Here is a 25,917-nt window from a genome sequence, read left to right on the forward strand (position 1 = left end):
TGTGAGGGGTGATCTCACGACGACGGGCCTGGAGGCAACAGCCAGAAGGCCGGGCACGTCGTTATGTGCGGGACTCGCATGGAACCGGGTCAGCTGGAGGCCTAAACAACTCACCAGAGAAGACCAAGAACAAGTTGGAACCATCAACAAGCACTGCAAAAGTGTTTGACAAAAAGCAAACACACCAAGTCCTCCCTGCGGGCTTTCAATCTTCATTGCAGCCATACTCAGAGCTCTGGTGCTGTGATGCATATCTGGAGTAGTGCCGATACAGCAGCAACTCCGAACTACCGATCAGGCTGATGTCTCCTTTCCATCAAACAAGTTCGTGAGCAGTTGCCAATTCTCCATTCCGTTGCCACCAAGGGTGAGTGGGAAGCGCTCTTGGTGGGGCGCCCACGTCATGAGGACGGAGGCGGCTTAGGTCGCCCCCCTCTTGATGCAATCAATTTGCGATTTCCAGCCTCAGGCGGCCTTGCTCTGCTCAGACTCCTCTGCTTCTGCTTCGGCGCGCAGGAAACGTTTACGCTGAGCTGATTCATAGCCAGACAGTTCAACCCGTTTCTTCTCGATTGGTTTGCGATTGGGCTTATCCAAACCCATCAGCAGGGGATGAATTCCTCTTCGGCTCATTGAATTTGTCCGTTTATTTGGATTTCGCGTCCTGGTCGGATGACCATCCACGTGAAGAAATAATGCCGCCCCCCAATCAGCAATGCGGTGTGATTGGAGACAAATGAAACTAATCTTCGATCACTTTGGAGTGATTGATCTCCAGTCGCAAAACCTCTTTGAGCTGACACTTTCACCCACTTAAAACATCTTCAGCCGTTTTGACATCCAATCACGGGCTTGATGAGCTGCTCCAACAACAGTCTTGGGTGGTTGTCGCAGTCAGACTGCCCCCAACCGCACCGCAACGATGCTGACTGAGCTGGCCACCAGCCTGATCGCCATGGCGGTTCCGACAACCATGGGCACTTGCCCTCAGGGAGTGATCGAACAGCTCGATGGGCTCTACCGCTGGCAGGTGCAGCGTATGGACAGCAACGAAGACCGGGTCAAAGCGCTCTCCAGCCAGCGCCAGCGTTTCACACCATCACTGTTCAGGTTGCTGATAGAGGCAAGACAGCTCACACCCTCAAGCGATGGTCGCTTCCTCGATTTCGATGTGTTCAGCAACACTCAGGTTGCCACCTTCGGAGCCAAGGTCAGCGGCTGCAGTGCAGAAAACGGAAACAGCATCCAGGCAAGGGTGGATGTGGAGGCCGGCCTCACCGGCAGACCCAGCGGAACCCCACGCCGGCTGCTGTATGAGATGAACCAGGACGGCGCAGGCAGCTGGCGCATCAACAACATCACCTATCTCGATGGGAAGGTCTTTCAGCTGAGGAGCTTTCTGCAGGAGCTGGTGCATCCAACGCACTGAACCACACCCCCACGCAGACGCTCAGCAACGGCCAAGCTGATGTGCAAAGCCAACGTCGCCGCTTGCCTAGCCCTGTTCCACTACTCAGAGCTCTGCTACTGATGCTTAGTGCCAGCAGCCTTGCGGCAGCTGCAGCAGCACCGGTCAGCCGTGACGATCCGGAATCCGCCGACCCAGACCGCAAGCCCATCTCCACAGCCGCTGGCTCTGCGGTTGTCGTCACCGCCAATCCACTGGCCAGTGCGTCGGCACTGAGCGCCCTCAAAAACGGCGGCACAGCCGCGGATGCTCTGGTCACAGCTCAGGCTGTACTGGCCGTCGTTGAACCACAGAGCTCTGGCCTCGCCGGTGGTGGATTCCTTCTCTACTGGGATGGACAGCACCAAACCTTGGAGGTGCTAGATGGTCGCGAGGTCGCTCCCGAACGTAGCCGTCCTGGAGACCTGCTGACGCCAACCGGACAACCCATGCCTTGGCGAGACGCCACGGCCAGGCTCAATGCAATCGGCATCCCCGGAACAGTGGCGCTGCTCTGGGACGTGCATCAACAGTTCGGGCGCCTGAGCTGGGCAAGCACGCTGCAACCGGCGATCAAGCTGGCCAGGGATGGCTTCAGCCCAAGCCCGCGACTGCTGCGCTCCATCAGCCTGGCCCAGCGCATCGGAGTGAGTCACAGCAAAGCGTTTCAGGAGCTTTATCTACCCGGCGGCAAGCCACCGCCTGCTGATCAGCCCTTCCGCAATCCTGCCCTGGCACGCACTCTGGTGTCACTGGCGCATGACGGCGGACCTGATTTCTATCGAGGCGCTTTAGCCCAGCAGATATTGAGGGAGATGGCCACGCTGCAAGCCAGCGAAGCTGAATTCCGCGGCTGGAGTGACACCGATCTAGCCACTTATTCCGTGCCGCGTCGCCAACCGCTTTGCAGCGAGCAACTGAAGCACCAAATCTGCACCATGCCACCACCGAGCAGCGGCGGCGTGGGCATGTTGCAGACCCTGGCCCTGCTGAGCCAGGCCACGGATCTGCCCGGATCCAGCGCCGCTGATCCACAGACCTGGCGGCAACTGGCCAAAGCCCAGACCTGGGCGGATGCCGACCGCCTCTATTGGGTGCATGACCCGACCGATGGGGGTGTTCCCGCCGCGGCCTTGCTCGATCCGACCTACATCAAGACCCGCGCCGAATCCATGCAAGCCACACCCGCAGTCCAACCCAAACCGGGGCTACCAGCAGGACTTAATCACTATCCCTACGGCCGCCCAGACAAGGGCCGCGAACAGGGCACCACCCAGGTCACGATCGTTGACGGGTTTGGCAACATCGCCAGCTACACCTCGTCGGTGGAGACGGTGTTCGGCAGTCGGCACCTGGTGGCCGGCATGGTGATGAACAATCAGCTCACCGATTTCGCTTTTGAGCCACTGGTTGACGGACTATCGGTAGCTAACCGCCGCCTGCCGGGCCGGCGGCCGATGTCGTCGATGGCACCGACACTGGTGTTCAAGAACGACCAGCCGGTACTAGCACTCGGCAGCCCCGGCGGTCGCAGCATTCCCCATCTGCTCAGCCGGGTGCTGCTCTCCTCACTGATCTGGAGGGAACCACCACAGCGGGCCGTGGGGCTTCCCCATCTCTCCAGCCGCGGCCGCACGCTGGTGCTGGAGCAAGATCCACCGCTGTCCTGGCCGCTGCCACCCGACCAGCTCCAGAGCGAAGCCACAGACATACGCCGTCAACGCGTCGGCAGCGGCACTGCCCTGGTGCAGAGGATCAACGGCCGCTGGCATGGGGCAGCGGACCCCCGCCGGGAAGGCACATCCCTGGCGCTGCCTTAAACCACCTCTTAATCAGAAAGTCGGTTGCCGTGAACTTCTGCCCTCCACGGCAAATGCAGCCCTGGACCTCGCCGGCGTCGAATCCCCGCAGCGATGAAGACTTGCTGGCCTTGCGGATAGCGCCATAGTTGCAGCGTTTCACCTGCACGCTGTCACAGCTGCGCAAGGCCTGAGACAGCGGCGGCTATTCGGCCAAGGCCCCGGGCTCAGTTGAATCCGCGCCGCCAGCAAGCTCCCCGGCAGGATCTGTTGAAACCACTGCACTGGCCGAGCGAGGGATACAAACGGTGCTACTACCCACAGTGATGTAACCAGAATCCAGGGCGCACCTGCCTGGGTCCGTATGAGGACGCCATTGAGCCTGGGCCGGAAGTATGGAAGTCGCGGCCAGAACGGCCAACAGGTACCGAGCCATGCATGACAGGACAGGGGACTTTTCTATGTGTGCATCTCTGCATTTGTGATGTCAAGGACTCTCAGCAACACCTCACCACGCGTTCAACCAGTCTTCAAACCCGGCAGGTCGAGGCTCTGATCTGGGTTCAAGCCAGTGAGCCAGACCACTAACTGCGAAACACCAGCTGCCTCGCTAGAAGATTTCGTGACTGCTGCTCCATGCCATGAGCTCCCGTGCTTGGTCCGATGCATACGTCACAGCCGATGGAAGCGATCTGAATGCCGAGGCACTGCTTGAGGCCTTTCAATCCAGCAGCGGTCTTGGCGACCTGAGCGACGACGAGACCGACATCGTCCTCTCCGCCATGGCAGCGACGCTGTGGTCCTATCCACTGAATGAAACCCATCGGTTTTACAACCTCGACACGGTTGCCCAGGCACCAGCCAATGAGCTGTTCAAGCCAGCATTTGCTGCCAGCTGGCTGAACAAGAATTCAGCGCCAGCTCCGAATGCCTCGGTGCTCTACATGACCGCCTGGCTGGACCTGAGCCAGCTGAGTGACAGCGATCATGGAGAGCAGGTGTTGCATCTGCCTGCGAACCCGGATGATCACTACTACGTGCTCGCTGTTCTCGACAGCTACATCAACACAGTTGGTTCGTTTGGGACAAGAGATCCCATCGACGGTGATTCCAAGACCCCCCAATTGATCCTTCTGGCAGGCCCTGACAGCCCCTATTACGACCAGGCCGGCTCAACGGTGGAGATCACCGATGACACAGGGAATCAAACCAGCATGCATGTGCTCCAGGTGGACACCTCGCGAGGATGGATCACAGCGCGGATCAACACCAACACTCTGGATGCAGAGACGATGGAGGCAACCCGTTCCTTCATCAATGGCAGCGAGAATGGGGCCAGAAAGGGCTTTCAACTCACCTCACTGAGCGACTTCAAGACCAGTGGAACGGTGCCTTACGCATCGCCGATCACCGAATCCTCCTCCGGTGACGATGTGGATGCAGCAAGTCGCAGATGGGGGGACATTCCGAAGTCCGCCTTCAGATTCTTCGAGCAGGTCGATCAGGCACTGACGCTGAATCCTGTGCCATCCGAACTGGATGCTCAGACCAGCACCACACCCGCGTCGTATCAGATCTGGGTCGACAACCAGAACGTCAACCAGGATGCTGTCGACAGCAGACGCTCCTACCAGCCACCCTCCGCTCTCGGCGCTGAGAAGCAGGCCGCACTGAACAGGCGCTTTGCCGCAATTGGCCTCAACCTCAGCACAGGGTTCACCAAACCCAGCTGGTCCGCCAGGGACGAAGTGATCTTCGAAGCGTCCTACCAGGCCGCCCTGGAGCTGCTTCGTGCGGCCACAACAGAACTTGTGAGAGGCGAGAAAGACACCAACAACGGTTGGAACATCACCAACGACAACATCGGTGTCTACCCCAACGACTGGAGTTCATGGCTGGTTCGAGCCGGCACTGCTGTGGATGGTGGTGCCGCCAACATTCCCAATGACGCGGTGTATCCCACCACTGAAATTGATCAGCACGGTGAATCACTGACAAGCACCTACACCTACAGAATCACCATCCCATCATTCCGGCCGGAATCAGAAAATCCTGTTGAAAGCAATGGACCGGCGCAGGGGTTCTGGGCTTACACGATTTATCAGCCGAATCCCGGCAATGCCTACCAGCCGTTTCTGATCGAAAACGCCATCAGCAACACGACCTATTCGCCGATCAGTGCCACCGCCACGCTCACAGTCGACGGCAAACTCAAGACAAGCACACCCGGCAACTGGAATTCAGGCACAGCCGAGGGCACAGCCTTGATCACAGACTCAGAGATCGACGTTGAGGGCTTGGATCCCGACACCATCTACTACGTGAAATCAGCGGAGTATCTGGATGACGGCAGCAATCTGCTGCTCACCTTGTCGTCCGACTACGAGCCTGAGTTCAGCAGGCGCGGCATCCCCATCGGCGGAGGCGGCTCGGCCGGGGATCCGACCAATATCACCGGCTCAACAGGCAGCTCCATCGGCTTCGGCTGGATCAATCCTGTGGCTCAGCTCGGCTCCAATCAGCAACAAGGGATCAGCAGCTCTGACACCACGCTGCAGGCGCAAAGCGATGGTTCAATCCGCCTGCATCTCTCCAGCCTTGAACCGCAGAGCGACCCACAGAACTGGCTGCCCACACCGCTGGCCATTGGCTCAGGGTCATCCGATCCAAAAGAAGCCAGCAAATTCCAGGTGATGGCGCGTTACTACTGGCCCACGAGCGATGGACAGTCGATTCTCAACAAATCCGCCCCTGAGCTGTACCTGCCGCCGAAGGTGGAACGCCTGGGGCTGAACCGGCTCGAAACCTGGAGTCTCCTGAGCGACTCCGCTGAAGAACGGGTGAAAGCCGAAGATGCCGCATTCGGATCCACCACCCCCCTCCACATCACATCGCCGTTCAACGGCGATGTCGTTGGAGCCCTGATCGACCTCAGCATCCTGCCCCAGGCCCTCAACGGCCAGACCGCAACGGTGAATTACAGCTACTCCCAAGACAGCGACGACGACAACAGGCTCTTCTTCTATGCCATCGACGACCTCACCGGCAGCATTGACGGTGTCCTGCCCGATGACAGCAGCTACCTGGACAAGGCTTGGGAGAGGCGGATGAACCCCGAGTCTCCGATTGAAACGAGCATCGGTTCGATCCAGGAAGGGGACATCCAGCTGAAGGCCGGTCAGCTCTACGCCCCGATCGTGCTCAACGGTGAAGGGTTGATGTTCACGGCATTCGACAGCGCCAACGCCAACGGCTACCGACATTTCGATCTGCTCAGCGGCAGCAGCTTCGCCTTTGAGGATCAGCTCTACGGCAGCAGTGAACACGACCGCAACGACGGCTTGTTCTCGATTCATTCGATTGACCTTTAAGCCAAAGCGCCACCTCCGTTCGTCTTGACGATGGCAGAATCGGTCTGGGACCTAGCGAGCCAGCCAGGGCCACTCGATGCCGAGGGTCTCCAGCGGATCCATCACCAGCTTGTTGAGCGCACGCCCCAGCAATACTTGCGGCTCATCGGAGCGGATCGGGATCACGGGATGCTGCTTTGTTCTGGGTACGCCGTCACCGAGCACGATGCCGCGCCGCAGCAGCGAGTTGCCCGCCTCCAGACCACACACGTAAGCGCGTTCCTGGCACAGCCCCTTGGCACCATGCTCTCTTGCGCCCATCCGCACCCAGTCGCCGGCGCAGACCACCGGTGCCAGGGACGTCTCCAGCGGTGGTCGCTTGCTGAAACTCCCCGGCGAGAACAGCGACACCGAACCCGGATAGCGCCGCACCTCCTGATCCACCACTCGGGCCTCAGCGAAGGCAGGCTGCGCCATCGGCAGCAGATCCTGCATCAGGCAGTCGACAATCTGCTGATCACTGAGCTCCGCGATCGCCGAGGCGTTGTAGAAGTCGCTGGCGATCACTGATCCCTGTGGCGTCTGACCGCCCCAGAGCGCCGACTCGGCACCCTTCTGCAACTGATCGAGCATGAAGAAGGTGGCACCGGAGCCTTGCAGTGCATTGAAGCGCGAAAACACATTGGCGGGATCGGCAACCGCCACGTAGCGATCCAGCCACAGACGCACCGACACCACATCGATGCTTCCGAGCGTGCCGGCCTGCAACAGCTCCGGCGCCAGCACGCCGCACTGCGGCGACTGCGCCATCAGGGCACCCATACCCTTGGCTCCCACCGCCAGCACCACCGCATCCACTTCATCGAGCACAGCGCTGCTGCCTGTCATCAGGTTGCGGGTCTCCAGCGAACGAATGCTCTGGCCGTCGGCAGACATATTCAGCCTGGTGGCTAGCGTTCCGCCCAGCACCTCCAGTTGGTGCTGAGCTTGCAGTTGAGCACTCAGCGGTGCAATCAGTTGTTCAGCGATTGTCTTGCTGCCGATCCAGCGCACATCAAACGAATCCTGATGGGCCAGGGCGTAGTAGTAGAGCAGCTCCATGGTCACCGCCGCCGAGAGCTCTTCCGGCGGCTTGAACAGCCCCACCAGCAGTGTGGGCCGCAGGAAGTCGTCGATCATGCGATCACTAATGCGCAGTTGTTTGAACAGCGTCAGCGCATCGATTGCGTCGTAGCTCCTATACACCGCATCGCTGCGGTTGAGATCAAGCATGGCGTAGAGCAGGCCGGCGATACTGAGCCGGTCAGGCAGCGGCAGCCGCTTGAAGTTCTTCACCGTGGCCAGCACCTGCCCCACCGGACTGGGCAGCTGCGGCGCATCACCAAATACGGGTGCCGTGGCCTCCAAACCTTCCGGCGACCAAAAAGCACTGGTGGTGAAATCGGTGTAGATCGGGCCGAGCCCCAGCTCATCGGTGAGTGAATTGATATTGGGGTAGTCCTTCCAGAAGCCGCGGGTGCCGGCTTCAAACGGTTTGCCACTTTCGGTGGTGATCGGCTCACTAACGCTGGGATCCGCCATCCCATCGATCAAGGTCACGCGCACACCGGCTTCACAGAGCGCCTTGGCCGCACCCCAACCGCCCCAGCCAGCGCCCACCACCACCACATGCGATTGCTGTTTTGCTGAAAAACCCGTCTCGGCCATGGCGCTGCTGTGCGTGGACACAAGTTAGGGAGATCAGCCGGTGCTTCAGGTGCTGAGGCTGCGCGTGATCAACTGCGCGGAGAGCTGCCAGAGGGCTTCTGCCTTCTGCAGATCGGCCCCCTCGACACTGGTGTCGGTCGGCTCCAGTCGATGCCCACCGAAGCTCACGACTTTGTTGGTGAAATAGCTGAATCCGGTCGGGATCTCAGGATCATTCACCAGCTGTGCCAGCAATCGGCCAGCGTTGTCAACGGATTCAGTGATGCGCAACAGATCACGAGCCACAAACGCGAAGGCCCCCATGCCCAGCGGATTGCTGCGCTTGTTGTACCGAAAAAAGCCGCCGCTGTTGCGGGTGATCACCAGCCCTGGGCTCCAGGCGATCACCGGCATGGCAGCATCCAGCTGCCGGTTGAGCTCGCGCGCCATCAGCACGTTGCAGAGCTTGCTGTCCTTGTAGGCCTTGTTGCCGTCGAAGCGGGCGCTCCCGTTCAGCATCGCGAAGCCAGCGCCGGCCCGCAGACCCTCCAGCTCTCCGAGATCCGCAGGCTTGCCCACCTTGCCGGCACCGCTGCCGGGGTTGTGCACCTCTGATGCGGTGATCACCAGCCGCGGGCGGGCTGCCCTCTGAAGCAACGGCAGCAGCCTCATCGCCATCAGCTGATGAGCCAGCTGGTTTACCGCAAAGGTGAGTTCGATGTTCTGCGCCGAAAACTGTGCTTCGGAAGCACCGGCGTATTGCAAGCCAGCATTAAGCACCAGGGCATCCAGCGCTGTTTCGTCTGCCAGCAGCTGGTTGCAGACCTCCTCGACGGCAGAGAGATCAGCCAGATCGCAGGTCACAGAGCGCGCCGAGCCGGAAAGCTGGCTCAGCGTCTGATCGGCCGTGGCCTGGTTGCGGCAAAGGATCGTGAGCTCATGCCCCTGGGCGCTGAGAACTTTTGCGGCCTCGAATCCCACACCAGAACTGCCTCCAGTGAGCAGCACTCGTTGGGATGCAGAATCAGCCATGGAGCTGGAACACGTAGAGCTCGGCGTCACGATCGCTCACCACATAAACCCTGTCACGTGCTGAATCCACGGCAATGCCTTCGGCTTTGCGCACAGCTTTGGATTTGCCCCCTTCATGGAGCGTCAGATCAAGGCGCTGCAGCACCCGATTGCGATGCCAGTCGTAATGGAACAGGCATTGCCCCTGATCGCTGGCGATCCAGAGCGTGTCACGCCGGCTGTCGTAGCTCAGTCCGGAGAAGTCCAAGCGGCGAGGCCCCACGTTCGGATGGGAAAAACCGTTCTCCTGATTCAGCAATCTCGACGACAGGATCGTGCTGCAACCGGCATCAAGCTCAATCAACAGACCGGGACGGCCTTCCTTGACCACGAACACGTGCTGATTGCTGGTATTGACGGTGATCCCCTCCAGGCCCTTGTTGTCGGGCTGAGCGGGGAAGTGCATCGCAACGCTGGCGTAGTTAGCCATCTCAGACAGGGGGCGATGCTGCAGTTCGCGGCGACTGGCGAGATCAATGCTGATCACGGCGTTGGCGTCTTCCTGCACCGCGAATAGCCGGCGGCCATCACCACTCAAGGCGAGACCTTCCAGATCCAACACGCTCACGAAGAACGACTCGCTGGTCATCAGCCGACCCTCGAGATCCATACAAAAGATGGCCTTAGTGTCGTCACTAACGGTGTAGAGCGCCGTGCCATCTGCATTCAGGGTGAGGCCCGAGGGTTCATTCAGGCCGATGCCTGAATCACCGATGTTGTGCCTGTTGATCAACTCGAGGCGAAATGCCCCCATCAGCGCCCGAGCCAACAACTGAGCTGATTGTGAATCCAGTTCAGGCCAGCCATGGGCGTTGAACCGCTGGGCGCAACACAATGTGAACGCTAATGAGAATCACTTGCTCTAAGAGGAACGGCCATGCTTTGTTGAGACTGAATCTCAGATGCAAGGGCAATGCTTCGGCTGTTCGGCGATCGTCAATCCCTGCTGGAGGCACTGATGCAGGACTGGGCCGAAGCCCAGCTGCAACTACCAAGTGCAAGCGAAATCCCTCAGCGCCTGCGCATCCAGCCCAAGCCCGCACGCTCCTCCGGAAACTGAGCTCAACGGAAGAATTACCAAAATTGCTCAGCTCCTCCCCCAGGCTCTCTAATGTCTGGACATCAGGAATTCGTTCTGCAGGAGGAATTGCGCGATGTCTGATGGCAAGCACAAGTTCGAGGAGTATGAGTTGCCTTACGGCACCAACGAAAAGCATTCATCTGAGGAGTTCGACCCCAAAAAGGATGCGGGTGTTAACAACCCCGACAGTCGACACCGCGACAAGGTGCTCGACGAGATCTGCGACACCCATCCCGGTTCACCGATGTGCAAAGTGTTCGACGAGTGAGGAGTTGAACAAGCGTTACGACCCCCACCCTCAAGTGGGGTTTTTTTATGGCCTTGGCCATCAGACCAAACTCAGCGAATGCTGTCGAAGGCCTTGGCGCGCACCTTGCGGAAATTAGGCGTGGCATTGGCCGTTGAGCGGGTAATAGCCAGGATCAGACCACCGATCAGCGCCAGGTTCATATAAAGGCCTGTGTCGATCGGGAAGGTATGGAAGATCAGGGTGGTGGGCACCAGAAACACCAGCAACAGTGCGGCACCCAGGATTGTGTCGCCGCCGAACACCAGCAGGATCGAACCGGCGATTAGCACCAGAATCGCTGCGAACAGCAGCACATTGGCCAGCGGTTCAGGAATCCCTTTAGAGGCGATGAAACCCGCATTGCCAGTGAAGTCGGTGAGCTTGCCGGGCAGCGCATGCACAAACACAGCAGCAAGAAACAAGCGGCCCAAAAAATCCAGAACCCGAGAGGGCGAGACGGGGGTAGTCATATCGATCGTGCGGTCGCGGGCAACGCCTTAGTAGTGGTTGAAACAATAGTGACCGATTCAAGTGAGGCCATGCGAGCTCCCGTCCTCTCACTGATCACCTTCGCCGGCTTGCTACTTCCGGGCGCAGGGGCTCTGGCGCACGGAAACCACAGCCCCCAGACCGTGACGCCCGCCAGCGAACAACGCACTGCCCCCCGTGATGCTCCGTCCACAACCGAGAAGGTAAGCGTGGAACCCCTGGGCAGCCTGGATCTTTCCAGGGAATTCGCCGCACTGCAAGGTCGAGTGCTACGCACCCGAAGAATCACCATTGCTCCCGGTGGATCGGTGGCCTGGCATCAGCATCAGCAACGGCCCGGTGTCGCCTACCTGATCAATGGCTCCCTGATCGAGATCCGCGATGACGGATCCGGGCCACGTTCCCTCCAGCGCAAAACCGGAGATGCGGTGTTCGAGTCCACCGGGGTGCTCCACGGCTGGAGAAACGACTCGGATCAACCAGCCACCGCCGTGGTGATCGATCTGGTACCGCAAACACAACCATGAATGACCTGATCACAGCATTCATAAGCTGAAGGCCCGCGGACTCGGCAGCGTGAGCGACTATCAGGGACATGCCGCCGACTATCAGACAGCCAAGCGCCAGCCCTGGCGCACCTACCTTGAGCAACCCTCCGCACTGGCGCTGCTCGGGGACCTGAGTGGCCAGTCCGTCATCGATCTTGGCTGTGGGGAAGGTCACTATTCCCGCTTGCTGAATCAGCTCGGTGCCGCCGAGGTGCTGGGGATCGACCTATCCGGCGACATGGTGGAGCTGGCACGATCCCAGGAACGGAGCCATCCCGTCGGGATCCACTACCAGGTCGGTGATGCCGCCGACCTGGTGCTGGAGCAGCCGGTTGATCTGGTGTTTGCGGGCTACCTTTTCAACCATGCCCGCAACCGCGAAGAACTGCGAGCCCAGTTCCGCACTGTCAGCAGCCTGTTGCGCCCGGGGGGTCGGCTGGTGGCCCTCAACAACAATCCCGACGACCACCCTTCGAACTTCAAAGCGGGTCGCCCCTACGGATACAGCAAAAGCATTGATGGACCTCTGGTAGAAGGGGCCGCGATCCATTACCGCTTCGTCTTGGAAGACGGCGGCGTCTTCGAACTCACCGATTACTACATCAGCCGTGAGGTGATGCAGATGCTGATGGAGGACTGCGGTCTGCAACAGGTGCGCTGGCCGCAGCCAATTCTGGCGGAAAAAGGGGTAGAGGCGCTGGGAGCCGATTACTGGACAGCAATCATGGCCACACCACCGTTCTGCCTGATCGAAGCCATCCGGGCCTGAACAGGAGGTGGCATCCGCGCGTCATTTGATCCATTCGGTGGTGGGCAGTCCTTCCACCGACGCCACCATCACCCAGATGACAGCAGGCTTATCGCTCTTGTTCTCCAAAAAGTGGGGTTCGGAGGAGCCCTCAAGGAAACTTTCACCGGGCTTGAAGACGCTGCTCACCTCGGTGCCATCCGGCTGAAGACGGGTGTTGAGAACATCACCGGAATCAACACCCTGCACGTACACCAGCATCGGAGCGGGGTGGGTATGCAGAGGAATCTTGCCGCCCACGGGAATCTCAACCTTGAAGAGACGCAGCTCCGTCTTTCCCTCCGGGTAACTCAGCTGAGTGCCGTTGAGCGTCTTTGAGCCTTTGAATACCTCTTCAATCTTGACCTCCGTTGAAGCGGCCAGTGCGGAACCAGGCGCAGCGGCGTTCGTGGTTTCAGTGCCGCGGTTCGAACAACCGGCAACACCCGTCATCACAACAGAGGCTGCCGCCAGGGCGGGAAGAACAATCTTGCGCATGGATAGGGAAGCCAAATCAGACACCTCGGTCAGTGTGACCATGATTCAGCAGCCAGTCTTGATTCAGGCCAAAATTAGCTCTCACTCTGGAAAGCGATGGCCGAATTCGATGCATCCACCCCGTTTATGTTGCTGGCGCGCATTCATGTGAAACCGGGCTGCGTGGATGACTATCTGAAGCTTGCTGAAGCCACCGATGCAGCAGTCCAGGCCAATGAGCCCGGCATGCTGCATCACACCTTTGATCAAGATCCAGCTGACCCCGAGGCTTTCGTCTGGTCCGAGGTCTACGCCAACGATGCGGCCTTCGCAGCGCACGTGAACAATCCACCGGTGCAGGAGTATCTGCAGAGGCATGCCGAATTGGGAGATGGCTTCAGCATCGAGGTGTACGGCACCGTCGGCGCCGAATGCCGCACCCTGATGGAGTCGTTCGGGTTACCGCTGAAGATCTTTGAAAGCCGACTGGGCTACAGCCGTTGTTGAACACCACCTTCAAACCGTTCAGAGCTTCAACAGGTTCAGACCTGGCGTGGCAATTCTCTGAAATTGAGCCGGTTTCAACTCGGCATGGCTTGAGTGCGTACTGAGTGGATCTTTTTCAGCTGATTTCAGAGATGCCGCTGAATTCTGAGATCGAACAATCCTCAGAATCTAAGGCTCATCTGAGAACACGGCATGAATAGACAAACGACCAATTAACGAGCCAAAAAGCCGAAAAAAATTTTTAATACGTTGGTACGGGGTAAACCAGCGTAGACCGCCTGAAAAAAGTCTTCATCAATCGTGCAAAGTTAGGGCGATTTCAGTTTCGTCCTACAACAATTTTTCGCCATCGCCAACACGCGGGAAGACCACAGAGCGCATCAATCAACCATTTATATTGAAACTTCACAGATGTATTGCAACGGCGTGAACTTCCATTGCTGCATCAGCACGGTTGCGGAACAACACATACCTTGGGGTGCAACTGGACCAGGTGATGAAAACCGCTCTCATCCCTGAATTCGAACAGGAACGCCTCAAGGCCCTGAGTGAATACAGGATTCTTGGCACACGCCCTGAGCAGTCGTACGACGACATCACCCACATGGCCTCACTGGTGTGCGAAACACCGATTGCACTGCTGAGCCTGGTGGATAGCGAAAGGCAGTGGTTCAAATCAAAGGTGGGCATAGAGGCCGAGCAAACCCCCAGAGATTGGTCGTTCTGCGCCCATGCCATCCATACCGACCAGCCCCTGATCGTGACCGATGCGTTGCGCGACGATCGCTTTATCGACAACCCGCTCGTCTGCGGTGACCCGAAGATCAGGTTCTATGCCGGCTTTCCACTCAACAACGAAACGGAGCACCGGATCGGCACCTTGTGTGTCATCGACCGAAAGCCCAACCAGCTCTCAACCAATCAGCTGCAGATCATGGAAGCCCTGTCCCGACAGGTGGTTTCGTTCCTTGATCTGAGAAAACGATCAATCAATCTGCTCGAGTCGTTCTGCTCCGAAAGCAAGCCTTCGGGAATCATCTCCACCTGCAGCTATTGCCGCAAAGCCAAAGATGAGCGGGGCGATTGGGTCCATCTCGATCAGTACCTCGCCAAACGCAGCACCCTGAACTTCTCCCATGGCATCTGCGACAGCTGCATCGAAGAACACTTCCCTGAAGTCCTGGAGGCCTGGCAGGCAGAGAGCAGGGAGTCTGGACAACACGCTGAGAAATCGGCGCAGGTGATCAGTGATGAGGTCTGATCAAGACAGCTGACGACCTTTCCAGGTCCAGCCGCGGCCAGTGAGCGTTCGCCACACCGACACCGGTCCGATCGCCCCCAACAGCAGGCCGCCGGCACCCATCAGCCACCAGTAGGTGAGCGGCACATCAAAGCGCCGGCGCTGCCAGAGACGCAGGACCAGCTGCTCCCCAATCCCCAGCGCCGACAACCCCACCAATAGCAGCCACCAGATCGACAGCTGGGGCAACAGCCAAAGCAACACAAGCGCCGAAGGCAGCAGCAGCCAGGGACCACTGAACATCAGCACAACCACAGCTGCGGCAGCGAGAGCCTTACCCACATCGCGATCGAGTCCGATCAACCAGTTTTTGGTCCACCCCTCCCAGAGTGAAGGCAGATCGGCATACATGCGCAGATCCACGGCATCAAGACCGAGCAGGTAGCGCAAGCGGAAGCCAGCAGCCTTAATGCCCCTAGCCAAGGCCAGATCCTCCACCACCTCGGCAGCGAGGGCGCGATGGCCGCCGACGGCCTCATAAGCGCTACGGCGAAACAGCATGAACGGCCCTGCCGCGAAGGCCACCACTGAATCAGGATCATTGGTGGCCTCGATCGGAAACCCCAGCCCCAGCAGACTGGCCATGATCGGTTGCACCATCCATTCCGCCAGGCAGCCGCAACCGAGCCGCGGGGCCAGGCTGAACAGATCCGCCTCCTCCCGGATCGCCTGAGCGAGTGCACGGCGCAAAGCTTCGGGCTGCAGACGCACATCGGCATCGATGAACAGCACCCAGTGGCTGCGCACCTGCTCCATGGCTCGCGTGCAGGCCCAATTCTTGCCCACCCAACGCTCACCGGCAGGGCGCGGACCAGCCCTGAGCAGCTCAAACGGCGGACCGTCAGCATTGTGTTCAGCCGCCGTTTGCGCTGCCCTTTCAGCGGTGACATCCGCGGAGTCGTCATCCACCACCAGCACCTGCCACTCACAACAGGGACGATCACTGGTAAGCACACTGCTCAAACAAGAACCAATGTTCTCGGCTTCGTTGTAGGCAGGGATGACCACGCACAGCGAGGTGTCCGGAGGGTCAAACTCGGTGGCGGCCTCCAGGCAAGGGGCAATCGAAAAAACCCGCTGCAACCCAACCAGGACAATCAACAGACCAGAGCAGGCAGCAATAGCGATGGCCACCAACACCAGGGCTGCGATCAGCAGAGGGTTCAAGGCAAGATCCGGATTGATCACTCCAGGAAATCACCCTGGGCTTCTGAACAACCGACGCGAGTCCACAAGCAGGGACATCCAATGACTCAGTTCAACAGCACAGCACCAGTTGCCAACAAATCTCGGCGGTAGCGACCGAGACCGGAGCGACTCACGTGGGCGACTTGGGAACAGCCGTTCATCCAGAACTGCACGCAAACCGACTCTTCAGCACAGCTGTTGATGGATGGACCAGAGGAAGAACTTTTAAGTCTGGAAACAGAACCCATGAAGCAGCCGCAGATGGGCGCATGACACCGCAGCTGAACGCAAGCTGATGTGTGATCGATCACAGATCAGAGATCAAGAATCGATGGCAGTGAATCGCTGGTATCAACGGCCACGATTCAACAGATTTGTTCCAGAAATCAGTGGATTCAGCAAGTCGACAAGGCTGTACAAGCTGCACAGCATCGGTAATTCTTTTGAAAAGGCCCTTCACCTGTTTTGACCTTCTCTTCTCTGAAGCCACGCAGAATAAACTCAGTGAAAACCGCCCATCTTTCTGGCGTCTGGCAACTGATGCGCTACGAAATCGAAGTTAAATCGAGCGGAACTATCTTTGAGCCAATGGGGAAAAAACCAACAGGTGTTGTGATTTTCACAACGGATGGTCATGTCTCATTCACGCTCACTGCTGAAGGACGAAAACCGCGGGAAAGCGAAAAAGACAGCGCTGATTTACTTAATAGTGTGATTGCTTACACCGGAACCTACAGGCTGGAGGCAGACCGATGGATCACCAAGGTGCATGTGGCATGGAATCCCGAATGGGTTGGGACGGAGCAGACCCGTTATTACCAAATCGAGCAGGATCAACTAAGTGTGCAAACTCCCTGGAGAGTGATGCCGAACTGGACAGAACAAGGGCTTAGCCGCAGCAACGTCACGTTTCGGCGTTGTTGATGAACCGTCAGGGCTTGCGTGAGCTACCGCCCTTGCCCCCTGATCCATGACGGTTCCGGTACCCCTGTGCCTCAGCGAGATGGCGCAGGAAAACGATTTGGTGACGATCGGGGAGACCAGCAGCAGCGATCAGACCCAGCAGCCCGAACACCAGGCCCGCAAGAAACCACATCCGGCTGTTGCGCGCCTTCTGCTGCGCAAGCGTCGCAGCGAGGAAGGCACTGGCCAGATGTGAAGCGGCAATCAACAGCAGCAGCATCCAGTCCATGGGCAGAGACACTCGTCACACCAACTAGCTAGCCACAACAACCGCCTACAGCTCAAGCCGCTGTCAACAAGGGCTCATACATCATCAGAGCATGGTTCTCGACAAGCAACTGTTCCGAGCTGGAGCCATCCATGTTCTGTTGAATCTGGAAAATCTGATTGTGCCTGGAATAGCCACCCCAGACCTGCTGCTTGATCTGGTGATGACGCTCTTCCAGGATGTAAATCGAGGAATAGTTGATGTCACAAAAGAGCTCACCATGCAGGTGGGTCTTATCCAGCCATAAATGAATACGAAAGCAATAGGGTGTGTGATTGGTCAACTGAAGGTCAACATAGTTGTAAGCCAGTGTTGCACCTGCCCCGAAAGGTATTGATCGATTCACATCAGGGAAAACATCAAATCCATGCCGCCAACGCTCTGTGAGTGTGAGAGGACTATGCCCTGCAATCCAAAACAAGAGATTTCCAAGCTGACAAAGTCCACCTCCCGGACCTTGAGCAATCGTCCCCTGTTTCAAAACCAAACCATCCAGATAACCTTTGCTTCTTGAGGGTCGACCAAGCAACTTCCACACTGAAAATGTGTCTCCAGGGCGCAAAACAACCCTGTCCAATCGGGCAATGGCCAGCTCGAGATTCCTGCGCTTGTTGTGTTGAAGCTGAAGATCAACGCCTCGCAAAGGGCGAAGAATCAACGACTGATGATGGAACTTCAGATGTTTGATCACCAGGGAGTCCGAACGAGTCGCCCAGGTCTGGCCACCCGTAAACCAGTGGATCTTTCTTTTTGCGATGTGGAACTCACGCCCCAGCACTTGCCGGATTCTGCTGCGTTGAATGGGTTGGGAAAGCTCAAACATTCCGAGCAGAGAGATCGATCACTGGTCAACCACGAATTTTGAACGGCCACACAGAGACCCGTCCGTCGGAATCGATTGCCGCCAATGCGGTGTCGTCCGGCTTCCAACACACTGCACTGATCTTCTCAGCGGTGAAGGCGCCTCCCAGTGGATTGCCATCACCATTGTGATCAAGCAGCCAGACGAACACCGAACCATCTCGTGCACCTGAGGCCAAAATCAGTCCTTCATGTGCAAAAGCCAGCGACGAAATCGGCTCAGGATGGAGTACAAGCTGCCCAGGCAATGATCCTTCTGGACCATCACCTTGAAAATTCCACACAATGATCTGGTCACTGCCACCGGTGGCCAGAAACTGACCGTTCTGATCAAACGCCAGTTGACTGGGCTTGCCTGGATAGCCGGTCATCTCGGCATCCAGCCCGGTTGAACGGCGCCAGAAATGCACTGAATTGTCCTGGCTACCGCAGGCCACGATGTCTCCATCGGGACTGAGCACCATGGAGACCAGTGATCCCTGCCATTTCAATTCCTGCGCAACTTGCTGCCTGGTGATGTCAAAGAAGCTGACCTTTCCATAGCAAGCAGTGGCGAGCTCATCAGGCTTGGACCAAGAGATCGAACTGACCGTGCTGGGGTGGTCCTCAGTGCACCATTTCTCAACACCATCAGGGTGATAGATGTGAACGTTTTTCGATGCGGCAACCGCCAACATTTCGCCGCTGCCTGACCAGGCCAGATGCTCAACCCAGCCTCGTCCAGGCTTGATCGAATGCAAGATTTCTCCTCGCTGACTATCCCAAATCAGCACGCATCCATCCTGGCCGGATGTGGCGAAACGATCCCCTTTCGGATGAATCGCCAAAGCCAGTAAACCGCCCTGGTGAATGTTGTTTTTGGTCCAGATCAGTTCGCCGGTCTTGCCTGCAAACAGAGACAGTCCACCAGCAACATCGCCGACCAGCAGATTGTCTCCATCGCCCGTCCATCCACAGGCCAGCGCGTAGTCATCAACCTGGGCAGTCCAACCCTCATGAAGCATGCCCTGGGGGGCAAACGTCTTCAGATCAGGCATTGGTCAAAGTCCTTGCGCATCTGAGCCTCATCAAGATTACGGCCGATGAACACAAGCTGATTACAGCGCGGTGCATCTCCCCACTCTTGCCCAGGCTGGGCGGTGAACAGCATGTGGACTCCCTGAAACACAACCCTCCGAGATTCGTTCTGATAGCTGATGAAGCCCTTGGTTCTGAAAATATCCACTCCTTTTTCTGCCAGCAGTGCTCCGATCCATTGATTGAGTTTTTCAGGGTCAACATTGCCCTGCCGTTCGATAGCAATTGAGCCGACCTCATCGTCATGCTCATGCTCTGCAACCCAGACGCGCTCTTTAACCGGGCTCACTGATTGACCTGCCTTGATGATCTTCAGGTCAAACTCTTCAGCCGTGTGCTGGGCATAGAACCCGATCGTTTTCTCGCTCTTGACTTCGAACAGAAAAGATTTAGTCCCTTTTGAATTCAACTGAAGGCTTAGATGCTGATTGGGCGCGATGGAATCACCTGGCTCAAGTGATTGAGCGGCCTGGGCAAACAGCCGAACGCACTGCTCTGCACTCTGCTTCAGTGCATCTTCATCAACTTTTTGTCCTGGGATAGCTACCAAAGACATCTCAGGATCAGGGCCCTCTTCGAGAGTCATCTCATACTGACCTGGCTCAAGTTTGTAGACCCCAGTCCATTCAAAGGGATATTCAGGTTCAAGGAAGGTGGGCCGACGCTCAAGGATCTGATCAAGATCGAAGGCGCTCAGATTGAGCACCGTCTCGACAGGTACTTCAGCCTGAGTGCTGCGCACCACGCGGGCCATGGTGTTCATATCCCGCAGGCGTGATTCCAACTTCACCAGTGATTCTTCAGGCACAAGGTCAGACTTGTTGAGGATCAGCACATCTGCGAATGCCACTTGTTCAGAGCTCTCATTGCTTCTCTCAAGTTGTTGGTCAATATGGGCAGCATCAATGAGTGTGACTATTCCATCAAGAGTGAATTCTTCCCGAATTTCATCATCCATAAAAAATGTCTGAGCAACCGGCCCGGGATCAGCAAGTCCGGTGGTTTCAACGAGGACGTAATCAAATTTGTCGCGTCGCTTCATCAGGTTTCCCAGAACTCTGATCAAATCCCCTCTCACAGTGCAACAAATGCACCCATTGGACATTTCAAAAACTTCCTCATCAGCATTGATCACAAGTCCCTGATCAATACCTACTTCCCCATACTCATTTTCAATCACGGCAATACGCTTGCCGTGTTCTTCACTTAATATTTTATTCAATAAAGTTGTCTTGCCGGAGCCCAAATAGCCGGTGAGAATCGTAACGGGTACTTTTTGATACATAGGTCTTGGGCGGCACTCTTTCAACAGGCTAGTGAGGCCAGCCAGCCGCTGCGATAATGATTATCATTCTTAAGCGCTGAGCTCTATCGAGCCTGCGTTATCAAATTCGTCTTAGCTTTCACAACTGAATGGCTTCTGTGTTTTCGCGCCTAGGCGCAATCTCTCTCCTGGTCGGCCTAGTGGCCTGCGGAGCACCGAATGCAACCAACAATGAGGCAAGCCAGGCCAAGAGAGTGAAAGTGGTCACCACTTTTCTGCCGATCACACTGTTCACTGAAGCGGTATCTGGCGACTGCGCAGAGGTCACGTCATTGATTCCGCCCAATCTGGGGCCCCATGATTTTCAGGCCACACCCTCCGACTTGGCAGATCTCAGCGGGGCGAATGTCCTGGTCAAAAACGGACTGGGAATGGAGGAGTTCCTCGATGATCTGATCAGTTCAGCTGACAACAAGGATCTGGTGGTGATTGATTCCAGCAGTGGCGTGGAGACAATCAAAGCGGCTGGTGGCGGACACCATGCTGACCACCACGACGATGACCATCACGACGGTGAACACCATGAGGGTGAGCACCATGACGATGATGATGACCACGATCACGGCCATGGACACAGCCATGGTGAATACGATCCCCACATCTGGCTCGACCCGGTTCGCGCTGCCCAGCAGGTCGAGAACATCAGAGACGGGCTTGTCAAAGCTGACCCCAGTTGCGCCGATGGATACAAGAAGAATGCAGACCAATACACCGCCAAGCTCGAGGAGCTGAACACGGAGTTCACTGCCAAGCTCAAGCCTTACAGCGGTAAGACATTCGTTGCCTTCCACGACTTCGCCACCTACTTCGCCAACCGTTATTCGCTGAAAGCGGAATTCCTGGTTGACCTGCCGGAGATGAATCCAAGCCCGGCCGATCTGCAACGGGTGGCCGCTCAGGTCAAGCAATCAGGCTTGAAAGCCCTGCTCAGCGAGCCTCAGGAGGGCAATCGTTCTTTCAATGCCTTGGCGAAAGATCTCGGGGTGAATATCGTTGAATTCAACCCGCTTGAGACCGGCTCAGCAGAGTCCGCCAAGAAGCCAGGAACTTACTTTGAGGTGATGCGCTCCAACGTCAACAATCTGATCAATGCCATTGGGGACTGACGTTTGATGCCCAACCCGGTGGTGGTGGTGAGCGACCTGTCGGTTGAACGATCAGGTCGCCTCGCGGTTGAACAGGTCTCGTTCGAACTCCCGAATGAGAGCGAGACTGCTGTGGTTGGACCCAACGGCGCCGGCAAAAGCACTTTGGTGGCCGCCTTGCTCGGACTGATTCCAAAAAAGGAAGGAACGGTTCAGATACTCGGAGAACAGCTTTCGGCCAACGGCGACCTGCCCGGTGCCATCCGGTCTCAGATTGCCTACGTTCCGCAGAGTCTGGCCCTACAGGGACGTTTTCCCCTGACGGTGGCCGAGTTCGTCGGCTACGGGTTTGATCCTCCAGGTCCGCGCTGGCCATGGCATCAGCATCAGAGACGCAAAGCCGCCGTTGAGAAATCCCTGGATCGCACCGGTTGCATCGATCTAAGAAACCGTCTTCTCAGTGAACTGTCGGGAGGTCAGCTCAAACGTGTGATGCTCTCGTTCTGCGTTGTTCGGCCCCGTCAGCTGCTAGTGCTCGATGAAGCACAGGCAGGCCTTGATGTGCCTTCGAACGAGCGCTTCCAGCAACTGTTGCTTGAGCTGCGACGTCAAGAGGGATGGACCGTTCTGCACGTCTCTCACGATCTCGACATGGTGCGTCGCAGCAGCGACCAGGTGCTGGGCCTCAATCGCCGCCTCTGCTGCAGTGGGTCACCTGATCACACCCTCACTCCTGAACGTCTCATTGATCTGTACGGGCCCAACATGGTTCCTTACAGGCATCAGTGTCATGGTTGACACTCAGGCACTGGCACTTGTCCTCGCCGAACCTTTCATGCAGCGCGCGCTGATTGGCGGTCTGCTCACGGGAGCGCTTGGAGGATTACTGGGCAGTGTTGCCGTGCTCAGGGAACTGTCCTTCTTCAGCGATGCGCTCGGTCACTCCGCCTTGCTTGGTATCACGATTGGAATCCTGATCGGCGTGAATCCCACGCTGGTTCTGATCCCCTTTGCGGTGCTATTCGCCATCCTGGTGAATCAACTTGTGGAAAGGAGCTCTCTCCCCACGGATGCACTGCTCAACATTGTCTATTCCACCTCACTGGCAGCAGCGATTCTGTTTCTCAGCCTGGTGGAGAGCTATCGGGGCGGGATTCGCCAGCTGCTGTTTGGCGACATTCTCGGGGTCAGCAGTCTGGACCTGATCGTGATCGGCATGCTGCTGGCTGCTGCTCTGATCTATCTAAGCCTGAGCCTGCGAGCACAGGTGCTGCTGACCCTGAATCAGGATCTTGCCGGTGCAGTCGGTGTCCAAACCCGCTGGCACCGGCTGGCCTTCATCGTGCTGCTCGCCGTGGTTGTAGCGGTCTCGATCAAGGCTGTTGGCGTGTTGCTGATCAGCGCCTTTGTCGTGATTCCATCCTGTGCGGGCCGTCTGCTCTGTCGTCGTTTCCCGCTCTATGTGTTTGTCTCATCGATCCTGGGAGGCACCTGTGCCCTGCTTGGCTTGCTGGCATCCGGACTCACCAACCTGCCATCAGGGCCCTCCGTGGTGATGGTCCAGTTTCTCGGATTCCTGATCGCCCTGATTCTCAGTTCACGCGTCTTCAGACGACCATCAACGACAGAACCTGCACCCCAGCCCTGACATGGGCCGATAGGTTCTCGGAGCAGCAGATCAGTCTTGATGACCGTGGCGACATGTCCGAGCACCGGTGCTGTCACGGGCCTCAGGGAGACGCTCGAATTTTTCAATGACCCTGGCTTCGCTAGCAAACGCTTTGCCGCCCATGGCGATGTCTTTGAGACCCGTCTGCTGGCCCAGCGCATTGTGTTCATCCAGGGGGAGCGGGCTATTTCCGATTTGCTGAAGCAGGGAGCAGCCCTCGAGGGCTGGTGGCCGGAGAGTGTGCGACAGCTGCTCGGCAGCCGGTCGCTGGCCAACCGCAGCGGTCCCGCTCACAAAGCACGCCGCCGCGTGGTGGGTCAACTGTTCTCCAGCGGCGCACTCTGCCGCTACACCCCATCGATCCAGGCTCTGATCGAGCAACTGATCTTTGAGCTGCAGGAAAGCCATACTCCCCAGCCTCTTGCAGCCCAGATGCGACGCTTTGCCTTTGCAGTGATCGCCACCACGGTGCTGGGGCTCGATGCCAGCGATCGCGATGCTCTGTTCACTGACTTTGAGATTTGGACCCAGGCTCTGTTCTCCATTCCACTCGCTATACCGGGAAGCCCCTTTACCCGAGCACTGGCTGCGCGGGAGAGGTTGCTCGCCCGCCTGAAATTGGTGCTGCAACGCAGCGACTCCAACCAGGGCGGACTAGATCTACTCAGCGGTGGGCTGGATGAAGACGACATACCACTGGATGACGACGACCTTGTGGAGCAGTTGTTGTTGCTGTTGTTCGCTGGCTATGAGACAACGGCATCATCGCTGAGCTGTCTGTTCCGTGCTCTACTACTCAACCCGGATGTAGAGCGCTGGTTACTGCCAGAACTGCTGAAATCTCCGTGGCCTTTCCAGGCCTCGCACCGATCACCCCGCCTGGATGCAACGGTTCTCGAGGTGATGCGGCTCACGCCGCCAGTAGGAGGATTCTTCCGCCGCAATCTACAACCGATCAGGTTGGCCGATGTGGAGGTTCCCAAGGATCGGGTCATTCAGGTGGTGCTGGGTTCAGTCAACCCTGAGCAAGCCAGTGACATCGCCGCATTCCGACCGCAGCGTCATCTAGATGGATCGTTTAATCAGACGCTGCTGCCCTTTGGCGGTGGTGAACGAGTCTGCCTCGGCAAGGCATTGGCCGAACTGGAGATCAGGCTGATGACCGTGGGACTGATGCAACAACTGCAACTGCGGCTGGTGGCCGATCAGGACCTCTCCTTGAAGCAGATCCCCAGTCCGACACCGCGTGATGGACTGCTGGTGAGCGTGGAGCCTCGTTGAAAGCGGATCCGATCCAAGATCCCTGAAAACAACAGGTCTGATCATGAACTAAGTGCTTGAACTGAATCTGATCGACATCTTTGGAACTCATATAGGCATCGGCGGAGTCAACTGGTAAAGCGATTTTGAATCACTTTGAAAAAGCCATTAACAATCCGCATCCATTGAACTGTTTTCACTAGCTCAGGGCATATCGTTGCAGGCTCCAACCTGAAGAGATCTACACATGTATTTAATAAACTCTTGAAGCATCAAAGATGACAAACAACAGCAGCTAATCCAGCAAACACCTATTCAAGTCAAAAAGAGCACCTCAGCAGGGATAAAGACTGGACAAGAACAAAATCCGACATACAGTAAAGAATAGAAAAAATATGAACAATGCTTGCCAATCAAAGCTATTCGGTAATTATCGCGATGATGATCCTGACCCTGGTGTGCTGGGGCTCATGGGCAAACACACAAAAGCTCGCAAGTACGATTAGATTTGAATATTTTTACCTCGACTACTCAATCGGCGTCACATTATCAGCTTTTTTAATTGGCTTTCTTGCCGGAGGAAATACTCCTACGGGCAAATCCTTCCTTGAAAATATAGCCAGCGCTGACTTCAAGCACGTGGTCTATGCATTAATTGGTGGCATCATATTTAATGTAGCTAACTTTCTACTTGTAGCGGCAATCGAAATCGCAGGCATGTCAGTTGCATTCCCCATCTCAATTGGAATTGCAACAATTCTCGGCGGAATCCTGAACTATATGATCGATCCTCAGGGCTACCTTCCGTTATTCTCAGCTGGAATGGTCATGATGGCCCTAGCCGTGATCTCGGCGTCTCTGGCCTATGGACGCATTAAATCTGGCAGCACCGTTCAAAAGCCTAAAGGCCTCGTCATTGCACTCGCCTGCGGGTTACTGATGTCACTATGGTCTCCGCTTGTAACCTTTTCCTATTTACCTGGAGAAGCAGCTCTTGATGTATTTGGAGCCTTCGCAATGATGGGAGTTGGCATCATTGCATCATCCATACTTCTTTTCCCATATGTTATCAAAAATCCGATCATTCCCACCAAAATCGATGATCAGACTCGATTCACAAAGCAACCCATTGCCCATCATGCTGGAGGCTTTTTAGGAGGAATAATATGGTCTGCAGGCACAATGAGTTTTTACTTGGCATCCACTCGCGCAGGCGCTGCCGTTGCGTACACCTTCGGCCAGGGAGCCCCCCTGATGGCAACCGCATGGGGCCTATTTGCCTGGAAGGAATTCAAGGGGGCGACAGGATCAGGCAAATACTTAATCGCTCTTTTCGCCTTTTACGCAGCGGGCCTAACCCTGCTTGCCAAGGCAGCATCTCAGGGATAAAG

28 protein-coding genes are annotated in these 25,917 nt (G+C 57.0%); 15 read left to right on the forward strand and 13 right to left on the reverse strand.

Going from position 1 to position 25,917, the window contains the following annotated elements:
• Nucleotides 1–465: 465 nt before the first annotated feature.
• Nucleotides 466–633, reverse strand: coding sequence for a hypothetical protein (locus tag DXY31_RS16885; protein ID WP_206749803.1), 168 nt, complete (start codon nt 631–633; stop codon nt 466–468).
• A gap of 289 nt (nt 634–922) precedes the next feature.
• Between DXY31_RS16885 and DXY31_RS07270 the strand changes: the two genes are divergently transcribed.
• Together DXY31_RS07270 and DXY31_RS07275 are read left to right on the forward strand one after the other, a co-directional pair.
• Nucleotides 923–1,429 carry a DUF3828 domain-containing protein gene (locus DXY31_RS07270; protein ID WP_114993219.1) on the forward strand — a complete coding sequence of 169 codons (507 nt, stop codon included), beginning with the start codon at nt 923–925 and terminating at the stop codon, nt 1,427–1,429.
• 101 nt (nt 1,430–1,530) lie between these two features.
• Nucleotides 1,531–3,267: a gamma-glutamyltransferase family protein gene (locus DXY31_RS07275; protein WP_114993220.1), complete on the forward strand. Its 1,737-nt coding sequence runs from the start codon at nt 1,531–1,533 to the stop codon at nt 3,265–3,267.
• Nucleotides 3,268–3,451: 184 nt separating this feature from the next.
• Here DXY31_RS07275 and DXY31_RS16420 read toward each other — a convergent pair whose 3' ends face one another.
• Nucleotides 3,452–3,682 (reverse strand): hypothetical protein, encoded by a 231-nt coding sequence (locus DXY31_RS16420; protein ID WP_137024934.1) that lies wholly within the window; start codon nt 3,680–3,682, stop codon nt 3,452–3,454.
• A gap of 205 nt (nt 3,683–3,887) precedes the next feature.
• Between DXY31_RS16420 and DXY31_RS07280 the strand changes: the two genes are divergently transcribed.
• On the forward strand, nt 3,888–6,617 hold the full coding sequence (locus DXY31_RS07280; RefSeq protein WP_114993161.1) for a DUF1254 domain-containing protein: 2,730 nt from the start codon (nt 3,888–3,890) through the stop codon (nt 6,615–6,617).
• A gap of 51 nt (nt 6,618–6,668) precedes the next feature.
• Here the strand turns inward: DXY31_RS07280 and DXY31_RS07285 are convergent, their stop codons facing one another.
• Genes DXY31_RS07285 through DXY31_RS07295 form a run of 3 tightly spaced genes read right to left on the reverse strand, consistent with a single transcriptional unit; the run spans nt 6,669 to nt 10,122 of the window.
• Entirely contained in the window at nt 6,669–8,303 is a 1,635-nt protein-coding gene (locus DXY31_RS07285) for an FAD-dependent oxidoreductase (protein WP_114993162.1), read from the reverse strand.
• A gap of 45 nt (nt 8,304–8,348) precedes the next feature.
• The gene (locus DXY31_RS07290; RefSeq protein ID WP_114993163.1) at nt 8,349–9,314 is read right to left on the reverse strand and encodes an SDR family NAD(P)-dependent oxidoreductase; all 966 of its coding nucleotides are present in this window, start codon (nt 9,312–9,314) and stop codon (nt 8,349–8,351) included.
• A complete protein-coding gene (locus tag DXY31_RS07295) occupies nt 9,307–10,122 on the reverse strand; it encodes an SdiA-regulated domain-containing protein (protein ID WP_244279624.1) in 816 nt (271 codons plus the stop codon). Before DXY31_RS07295 ends, DXY31_RS07290 begins: the two co-directional genes overlap by 8 nt.
• Before the next feature lie 144 nt (nt 10,123–10,266).
• On the opposite strand from DXY31_RS07295, the gene DXY31_RS16890 reads away from it, so the two are divergent.
• On the forward strand, nt 10,267–10,413 hold the full coding sequence (locus tag DXY31_RS16890; protein ID WP_170953607.1) for a hypothetical protein: 147 nt from the start codon (nt 10,267–10,269) through the stop codon (nt 10,411–10,413).
• 94 nt (nt 10,414–10,507) lie between these two features.
• On the forward strand, nt 10,508–10,702 hold the full coding sequence (locus DXY31_RS07300) for a hypothetical protein (RefSeq protein ID WP_066907954.1): 195 nt from the start codon (nt 10,508–10,510) through the stop codon (nt 10,700–10,702).
• A gap of 71 nt (nt 10,703–10,773) precedes the next feature.
• Here the strand turns inward: DXY31_RS07300 and DXY31_RS07305 are convergent, their stop codons facing one another.
• Complete coding sequence (locus DXY31_RS07305; RefSeq protein WP_114993164.1) at nt 10,774–11,193, reverse strand: DoxX family protein; 420 nt, start codon at nt 11,191–11,193, stop codon at nt 10,774–10,776.
• Nucleotides 11,194–11,262: 69 nt separating this feature from the next.
• Here DXY31_RS07305 and DXY31_RS07310 point away from each other — a divergent pair, with 69 nt between their 5' ends.
• Nucleotides 11,263–11,739, forward strand: a complete 477-nt coding sequence (locus DXY31_RS07310; RefSeq protein ID WP_170953608.1) for a cupin domain-containing protein — start codon at nt 11,263–11,265, stop codon at nt 11,737–11,739.
• Nucleotides 11,740–11,788: 49 nt separating this feature from the next.
• Nucleotides 11,789–12,529, forward strand: coding sequence for a class I SAM-dependent methyltransferase (locus DXY31_RS07315; RefSeq protein ID WP_170953609.1), 741 nt, complete (start codon nt 11,789–11,791; stop codon nt 12,527–12,529).
• Between the two features lie 21 nt (nt 12,530–12,550).
• Here DXY31_RS07315 and DXY31_RS07320 read toward each other — a convergent pair whose 3' ends face one another.
• Complete coding sequence (locus DXY31_RS07320) at nt 12,551–13,087, reverse strand: cupin domain-containing protein (RefSeq protein ID WP_244279626.1); 537 nt, start codon at nt 13,085–13,087, stop codon at nt 12,551–12,553.
• A gap of 54 nt (nt 13,088–13,141) precedes the next feature.
• On the opposite strand from DXY31_RS07320, the gene DXY31_RS07325 reads away from it, so the two are divergent.
• The gene (locus DXY31_RS07325; RefSeq protein WP_114993166.1) at nt 13,142–13,531 is read left to right on the forward strand and encodes a putative quinol monooxygenase; all 390 of its coding nucleotides are present in this window, start codon (nt 13,142–13,144) and stop codon (nt 13,529–13,531) included.
• A gap of 496 nt (nt 13,532–14,027) precedes the next feature.
• Nucleotides 14,028–14,792, forward strand: a complete 765-nt coding sequence (locus tag DXY31_RS07330; protein ID WP_114993224.1) for a GAF domain-containing protein — start codon at nt 14,028–14,030, stop codon at nt 14,790–14,792.
• Here DXY31_RS07330 and DXY31_RS07335 read toward each other — a convergent pair whose 3' ends face one another.
• Nucleotides 14,793–15,998 (reverse strand): glycosyltransferase family 2 protein, encoded by a 1,206-nt coding sequence (locus tag DXY31_RS07335; RefSeq protein WP_114993225.1) that lies wholly within the window; start codon nt 15,996–15,998, stop codon nt 14,793–14,795.
• An 86-nt stretch (nt 15,999–16,084) separates the two neighbouring features.
• Complete coding sequence (locus DXY31_RS07340) at nt 16,085–16,267, reverse strand: hypothetical protein (protein WP_114993167.1); 183 nt, start codon at nt 16,265–16,267, stop codon at nt 16,085–16,087.
• Nucleotides 16,268–16,523: 256 nt separating this feature from the next.
• Between DXY31_RS07340 and DXY31_RS07345 the strand changes: the two genes are divergently transcribed.
• Nucleotides 16,524–16,943, forward strand: coding sequence for a lipocalin-like domain-containing protein (locus DXY31_RS07345; protein ID WP_256359619.1), 420 nt, complete (start codon nt 16,524–16,526; stop codon nt 16,941–16,943).
• A 7-nt stretch (nt 16,944–16,950) separates the two neighbouring features.
• Here DXY31_RS07345 and DXY31_RS07350 read toward each other — a convergent pair whose 3' ends face one another.
• The 4 genes from DXY31_RS07350 to DXY31_RS07365 are packed head-to-tail and all read right to left on the reverse strand — an operon-like array spanning nt 16,951 to nt 20,473.
• Nucleotides 16,951–17,211 carry a hypothetical protein gene (locus tag DXY31_RS07350; protein ID WP_114993169.1) on the reverse strand — a complete coding sequence of 87 codons (261 nt, stop codon included), beginning with the start codon at nt 17,209–17,211 and terminating at the stop codon, nt 16,951–16,953.
• A gap of 52 nt (nt 17,212–17,263) precedes the next feature.
• Complete coding sequence (locus DXY31_RS07355) at nt 17,264–18,073, reverse strand: VanW family protein (RefSeq protein ID WP_114993170.1); 810 nt, start codon at nt 18,071–18,073, stop codon at nt 17,264–17,266.
• 25 nt (nt 18,074–18,098) lie between these two features.
• Nucleotides 18,099–19,148 carry a WD40 repeat domain-containing protein gene (locus tag DXY31_RS07360; RefSeq protein WP_114993171.1) on the reverse strand — a complete coding sequence of 350 codons (1,050 nt, stop codon included), beginning with the start codon at nt 19,146–19,148 and terminating at the stop codon, nt 18,099–18,101.
• The gene (locus DXY31_RS07365; RefSeq protein ID WP_114993172.1) at nt 19,136–20,473 is read right to left on the reverse strand and encodes a GTP-binding protein; all 1,338 of its coding nucleotides are present in this window, start codon (nt 20,471–20,473) and stop codon (nt 19,136–19,138) included. Before DXY31_RS07365 ends, DXY31_RS07360 begins: the two co-directional genes overlap by 13 nt.
• A 128-nt stretch (nt 20,474–20,601) precedes the next feature.
• On the opposite strand from DXY31_RS07365, the gene DXY31_RS07370 reads away from it, so the two are divergent.
• The 5 genes from DXY31_RS07370 to DXY31_RS07390 all read left to right on the forward strand — a co-directional run bounded on the left by DXY31_RS07370 (nt 20,602) and on the right by DXY31_RS07390 (nt 25,915).
• Nucleotides 20,602–21,618 (forward strand): metal ABC transporter solute-binding protein, Zn/Mn family, encoded by a 1,017-nt coding sequence (locus tag DXY31_RS07370; protein WP_114993173.1) that lies wholly within the window; start codon nt 20,602–20,604, stop codon nt 21,616–21,618.
• Between the two features lie 6 nt (nt 21,619–21,624).
• Nucleotides 21,625–22,395 carry a metal ABC transporter ATP-binding protein gene (locus DXY31_RS07375; RefSeq protein WP_114993174.1) on the forward strand — a complete coding sequence of 257 codons (771 nt, stop codon included), beginning with the start codon at nt 21,625–21,627 and terminating at the stop codon, nt 22,393–22,395.
• Entirely contained in the window at nt 22,388–23,245 is an 858-nt protein-coding gene (locus tag DXY31_RS07380; RefSeq protein ID WP_114993175.1) for a metal ABC transporter permease, read from the forward strand. Before DXY31_RS07375 ends, DXY31_RS07380 begins: the two co-directional genes overlap by 8 nt.
• 39 nt (nt 23,246–23,284) lie before the next feature.
• The gene (locus tag DXY31_RS07385; protein WP_114993176.1) at nt 23,285–24,547 is read left to right on the forward strand and encodes a cytochrome P450; all 1,263 of its coding nucleotides are present in this window, start codon (nt 23,285–23,287) and stop codon (nt 24,545–24,547) included.
• 381 nt (nt 24,548–24,928) lie between these two features.
• Nucleotides 24,929–25,915 carry a GRP family sugar transporter gene (locus DXY31_RS07390; protein ID WP_114993177.1) on the forward strand — a complete coding sequence of 329 codons (987 nt, stop codon included), beginning with the start codon at nt 24,929–24,931 and terminating at the stop codon, nt 25,913–25,915.
• Nucleotides 25,916–25,917 lie beyond the last annotated feature (2 nt).

The organism is Synechococcus sp. UW179A (assembly GCF_900473965.1).
Lineage (GTDB): Bacteria > Cyanobacteriota > Cyanobacteriia > PCC-6307 > Cyanobiaceae > Synechococcus_C.

Bases quoted from the DNA above. Each gene is read 5' to 3' on its own strand.
- DXY31_RS16885 (WP_206749803.1), bottom strand. From the start codon at position 633: ATGAGCCGAAGAGGAATTCATCCCCTGCTGATGGGTTTGGATAAGCCC.
- DXY31_RS07270 (WP_114993219.1), top strand. From the start codon at position 923: ATGCTGACTGAGCTGGCCACCAGCCTGATCGCCATGGCGGTTCCGACA.
- DXY31_RS07275 (WP_114993220.1), top strand. From the start codon at position 1,531: ATGCTTAGTGCCAGCAGCCTTGCGGCAGCTGCAGCAGCACCGGTCAGC.
- DXY31_RS16420 (WP_137024934.1), bottom strand. From the start codon at position 3,682: ATGGCTCGGTACCTGTTGGCCGTTCTGGCCGCGACTTCCATACTTCCG.
- DXY31_RS07280 (WP_114993161.1), top strand. From the start codon at position 3,888: ATGAGCTCCCGTGCTTGGTCCGATGCATACGTCACAGCCGATGGAAGC.
- DXY31_RS07285 (WP_114993162.1), bottom strand. From the start codon at position 8,303: ATGGCCGAGACGGGTTTTTCAGCAAAACAGCAATCGCATGTGGTGGTG.
- DXY31_RS07290 (WP_114993163.1), bottom strand. From the start codon at position 9,314: ATGGCTGATTCTGCATCCCAACGAGTGCTGCTCACTGGAGGCAGTTCT.
- DXY31_RS16890 (WP_170953607.1), top strand. From the start codon at position 10,267: ATGCTTCGGCTGTTCGGCGATCGTCAATCCCTGCTGGAGGCACTGATG.
- DXY31_RS07300 (WP_066907954.1), top strand. From the start codon at position 10,508: ATGTCTGATGGCAAGCACAAGTTCGAGGAGTATGAGTTGCCTTACGGC.
- DXY31_RS07305 (WP_114993164.1), bottom strand. From the start codon at position 11,193: ATGACTACCCCCGTCTCGCCCTCTCGGGTTCTGGATTTTTTGGGCCGC.
- DXY31_RS07310 (WP_170953608.1), top strand. From the start codon at position 11,263: ATGCGAGCTCCCGTCCTCTCACTGATCACCTTCGCCGGCTTGCTACTT.
- DXY31_RS07320 (WP_244279626.1), bottom strand. From the start codon at position 13,087: ATGGTCACACTGACCGAGGTGTCTGATTTGGCTTCCCTATCCATGCGC.
- DXY31_RS07325 (WP_114993166.1), top strand. From the start codon at position 13,142: ATGGCCGAATTCGATGCATCCACCCCGTTTATGTTGCTGGCGCGCATT.
- DXY31_RS07330 (WP_114993224.1), top strand. From the start codon at position 14,028: ATGAAAACCGCTCTCATCCCTGAATTCGAACAGGAACGCCTCAAGGCC.
- DXY31_RS07340 (WP_114993167.1), bottom strand. From the start codon at position 16,267: ATGGGTTCTGTTTCCAGACTTAAAAGTTCTTCCTCTGGTCCATCCATC.
- DXY31_RS07350 (WP_114993169.1), bottom strand. From the start codon at position 17,211: ATGGACTGGATGCTGCTGCTGTTGATTGCCGCTTCACATCTGGCCAGT.
- DXY31_RS07355 (WP_114993170.1), bottom strand. From the start codon at position 18,073: ATGTTTGAGCTTTCCCAACCCATTCAACGCAGCAGAATCCGGCAAGTG.
- DXY31_RS07360 (WP_114993171.1), bottom strand. From the start codon at position 19,148: ATGCCTGATCTGAAGACGTTTGCCCCCCAGGGCATGCTTCATGAGGGT.
- DXY31_RS07365 (WP_114993172.1), bottom strand. From the start codon at position 20,473: ATGTATCAAAAAGTACCCGTTACGATTCTCACCGGCTATTTGGGCTCC.
- DXY31_RS07370 (WP_114993173.1), top strand. From the start codon at position 20,602: ATGGCTTCTGTGTTTTCGCGCCTAGGCGCAATCTCTCTCCTGGTCGGC.
- DXY31_RS07375 (WP_114993174.1), top strand. From the start codon at position 21,625: ATGCCCAACCCGGTGGTGGTGGTGAGCGACCTGTCGGTTGAACGATCA.
- DXY31_RS07380 (WP_114993175.1), top strand. From the start codon at position 22,388: ATGGTTGACACTCAGGCACTGGCACTTGTCCTCGCCGAACCTTTCATG.
- DXY31_RS07385 (WP_114993176.1), top strand. From the start codon at position 23,285: ATGACCGTGGCGACATGTCCGAGCACCGGTGCTGTCACGGGCCTCAGG.
- DXY31_RS07390 (WP_114993177.1), top strand. From the start codon at position 24,929: ATGCTTGCCAATCAAAGCTATTCGGTAATTATCGCGATGATGATCCTG.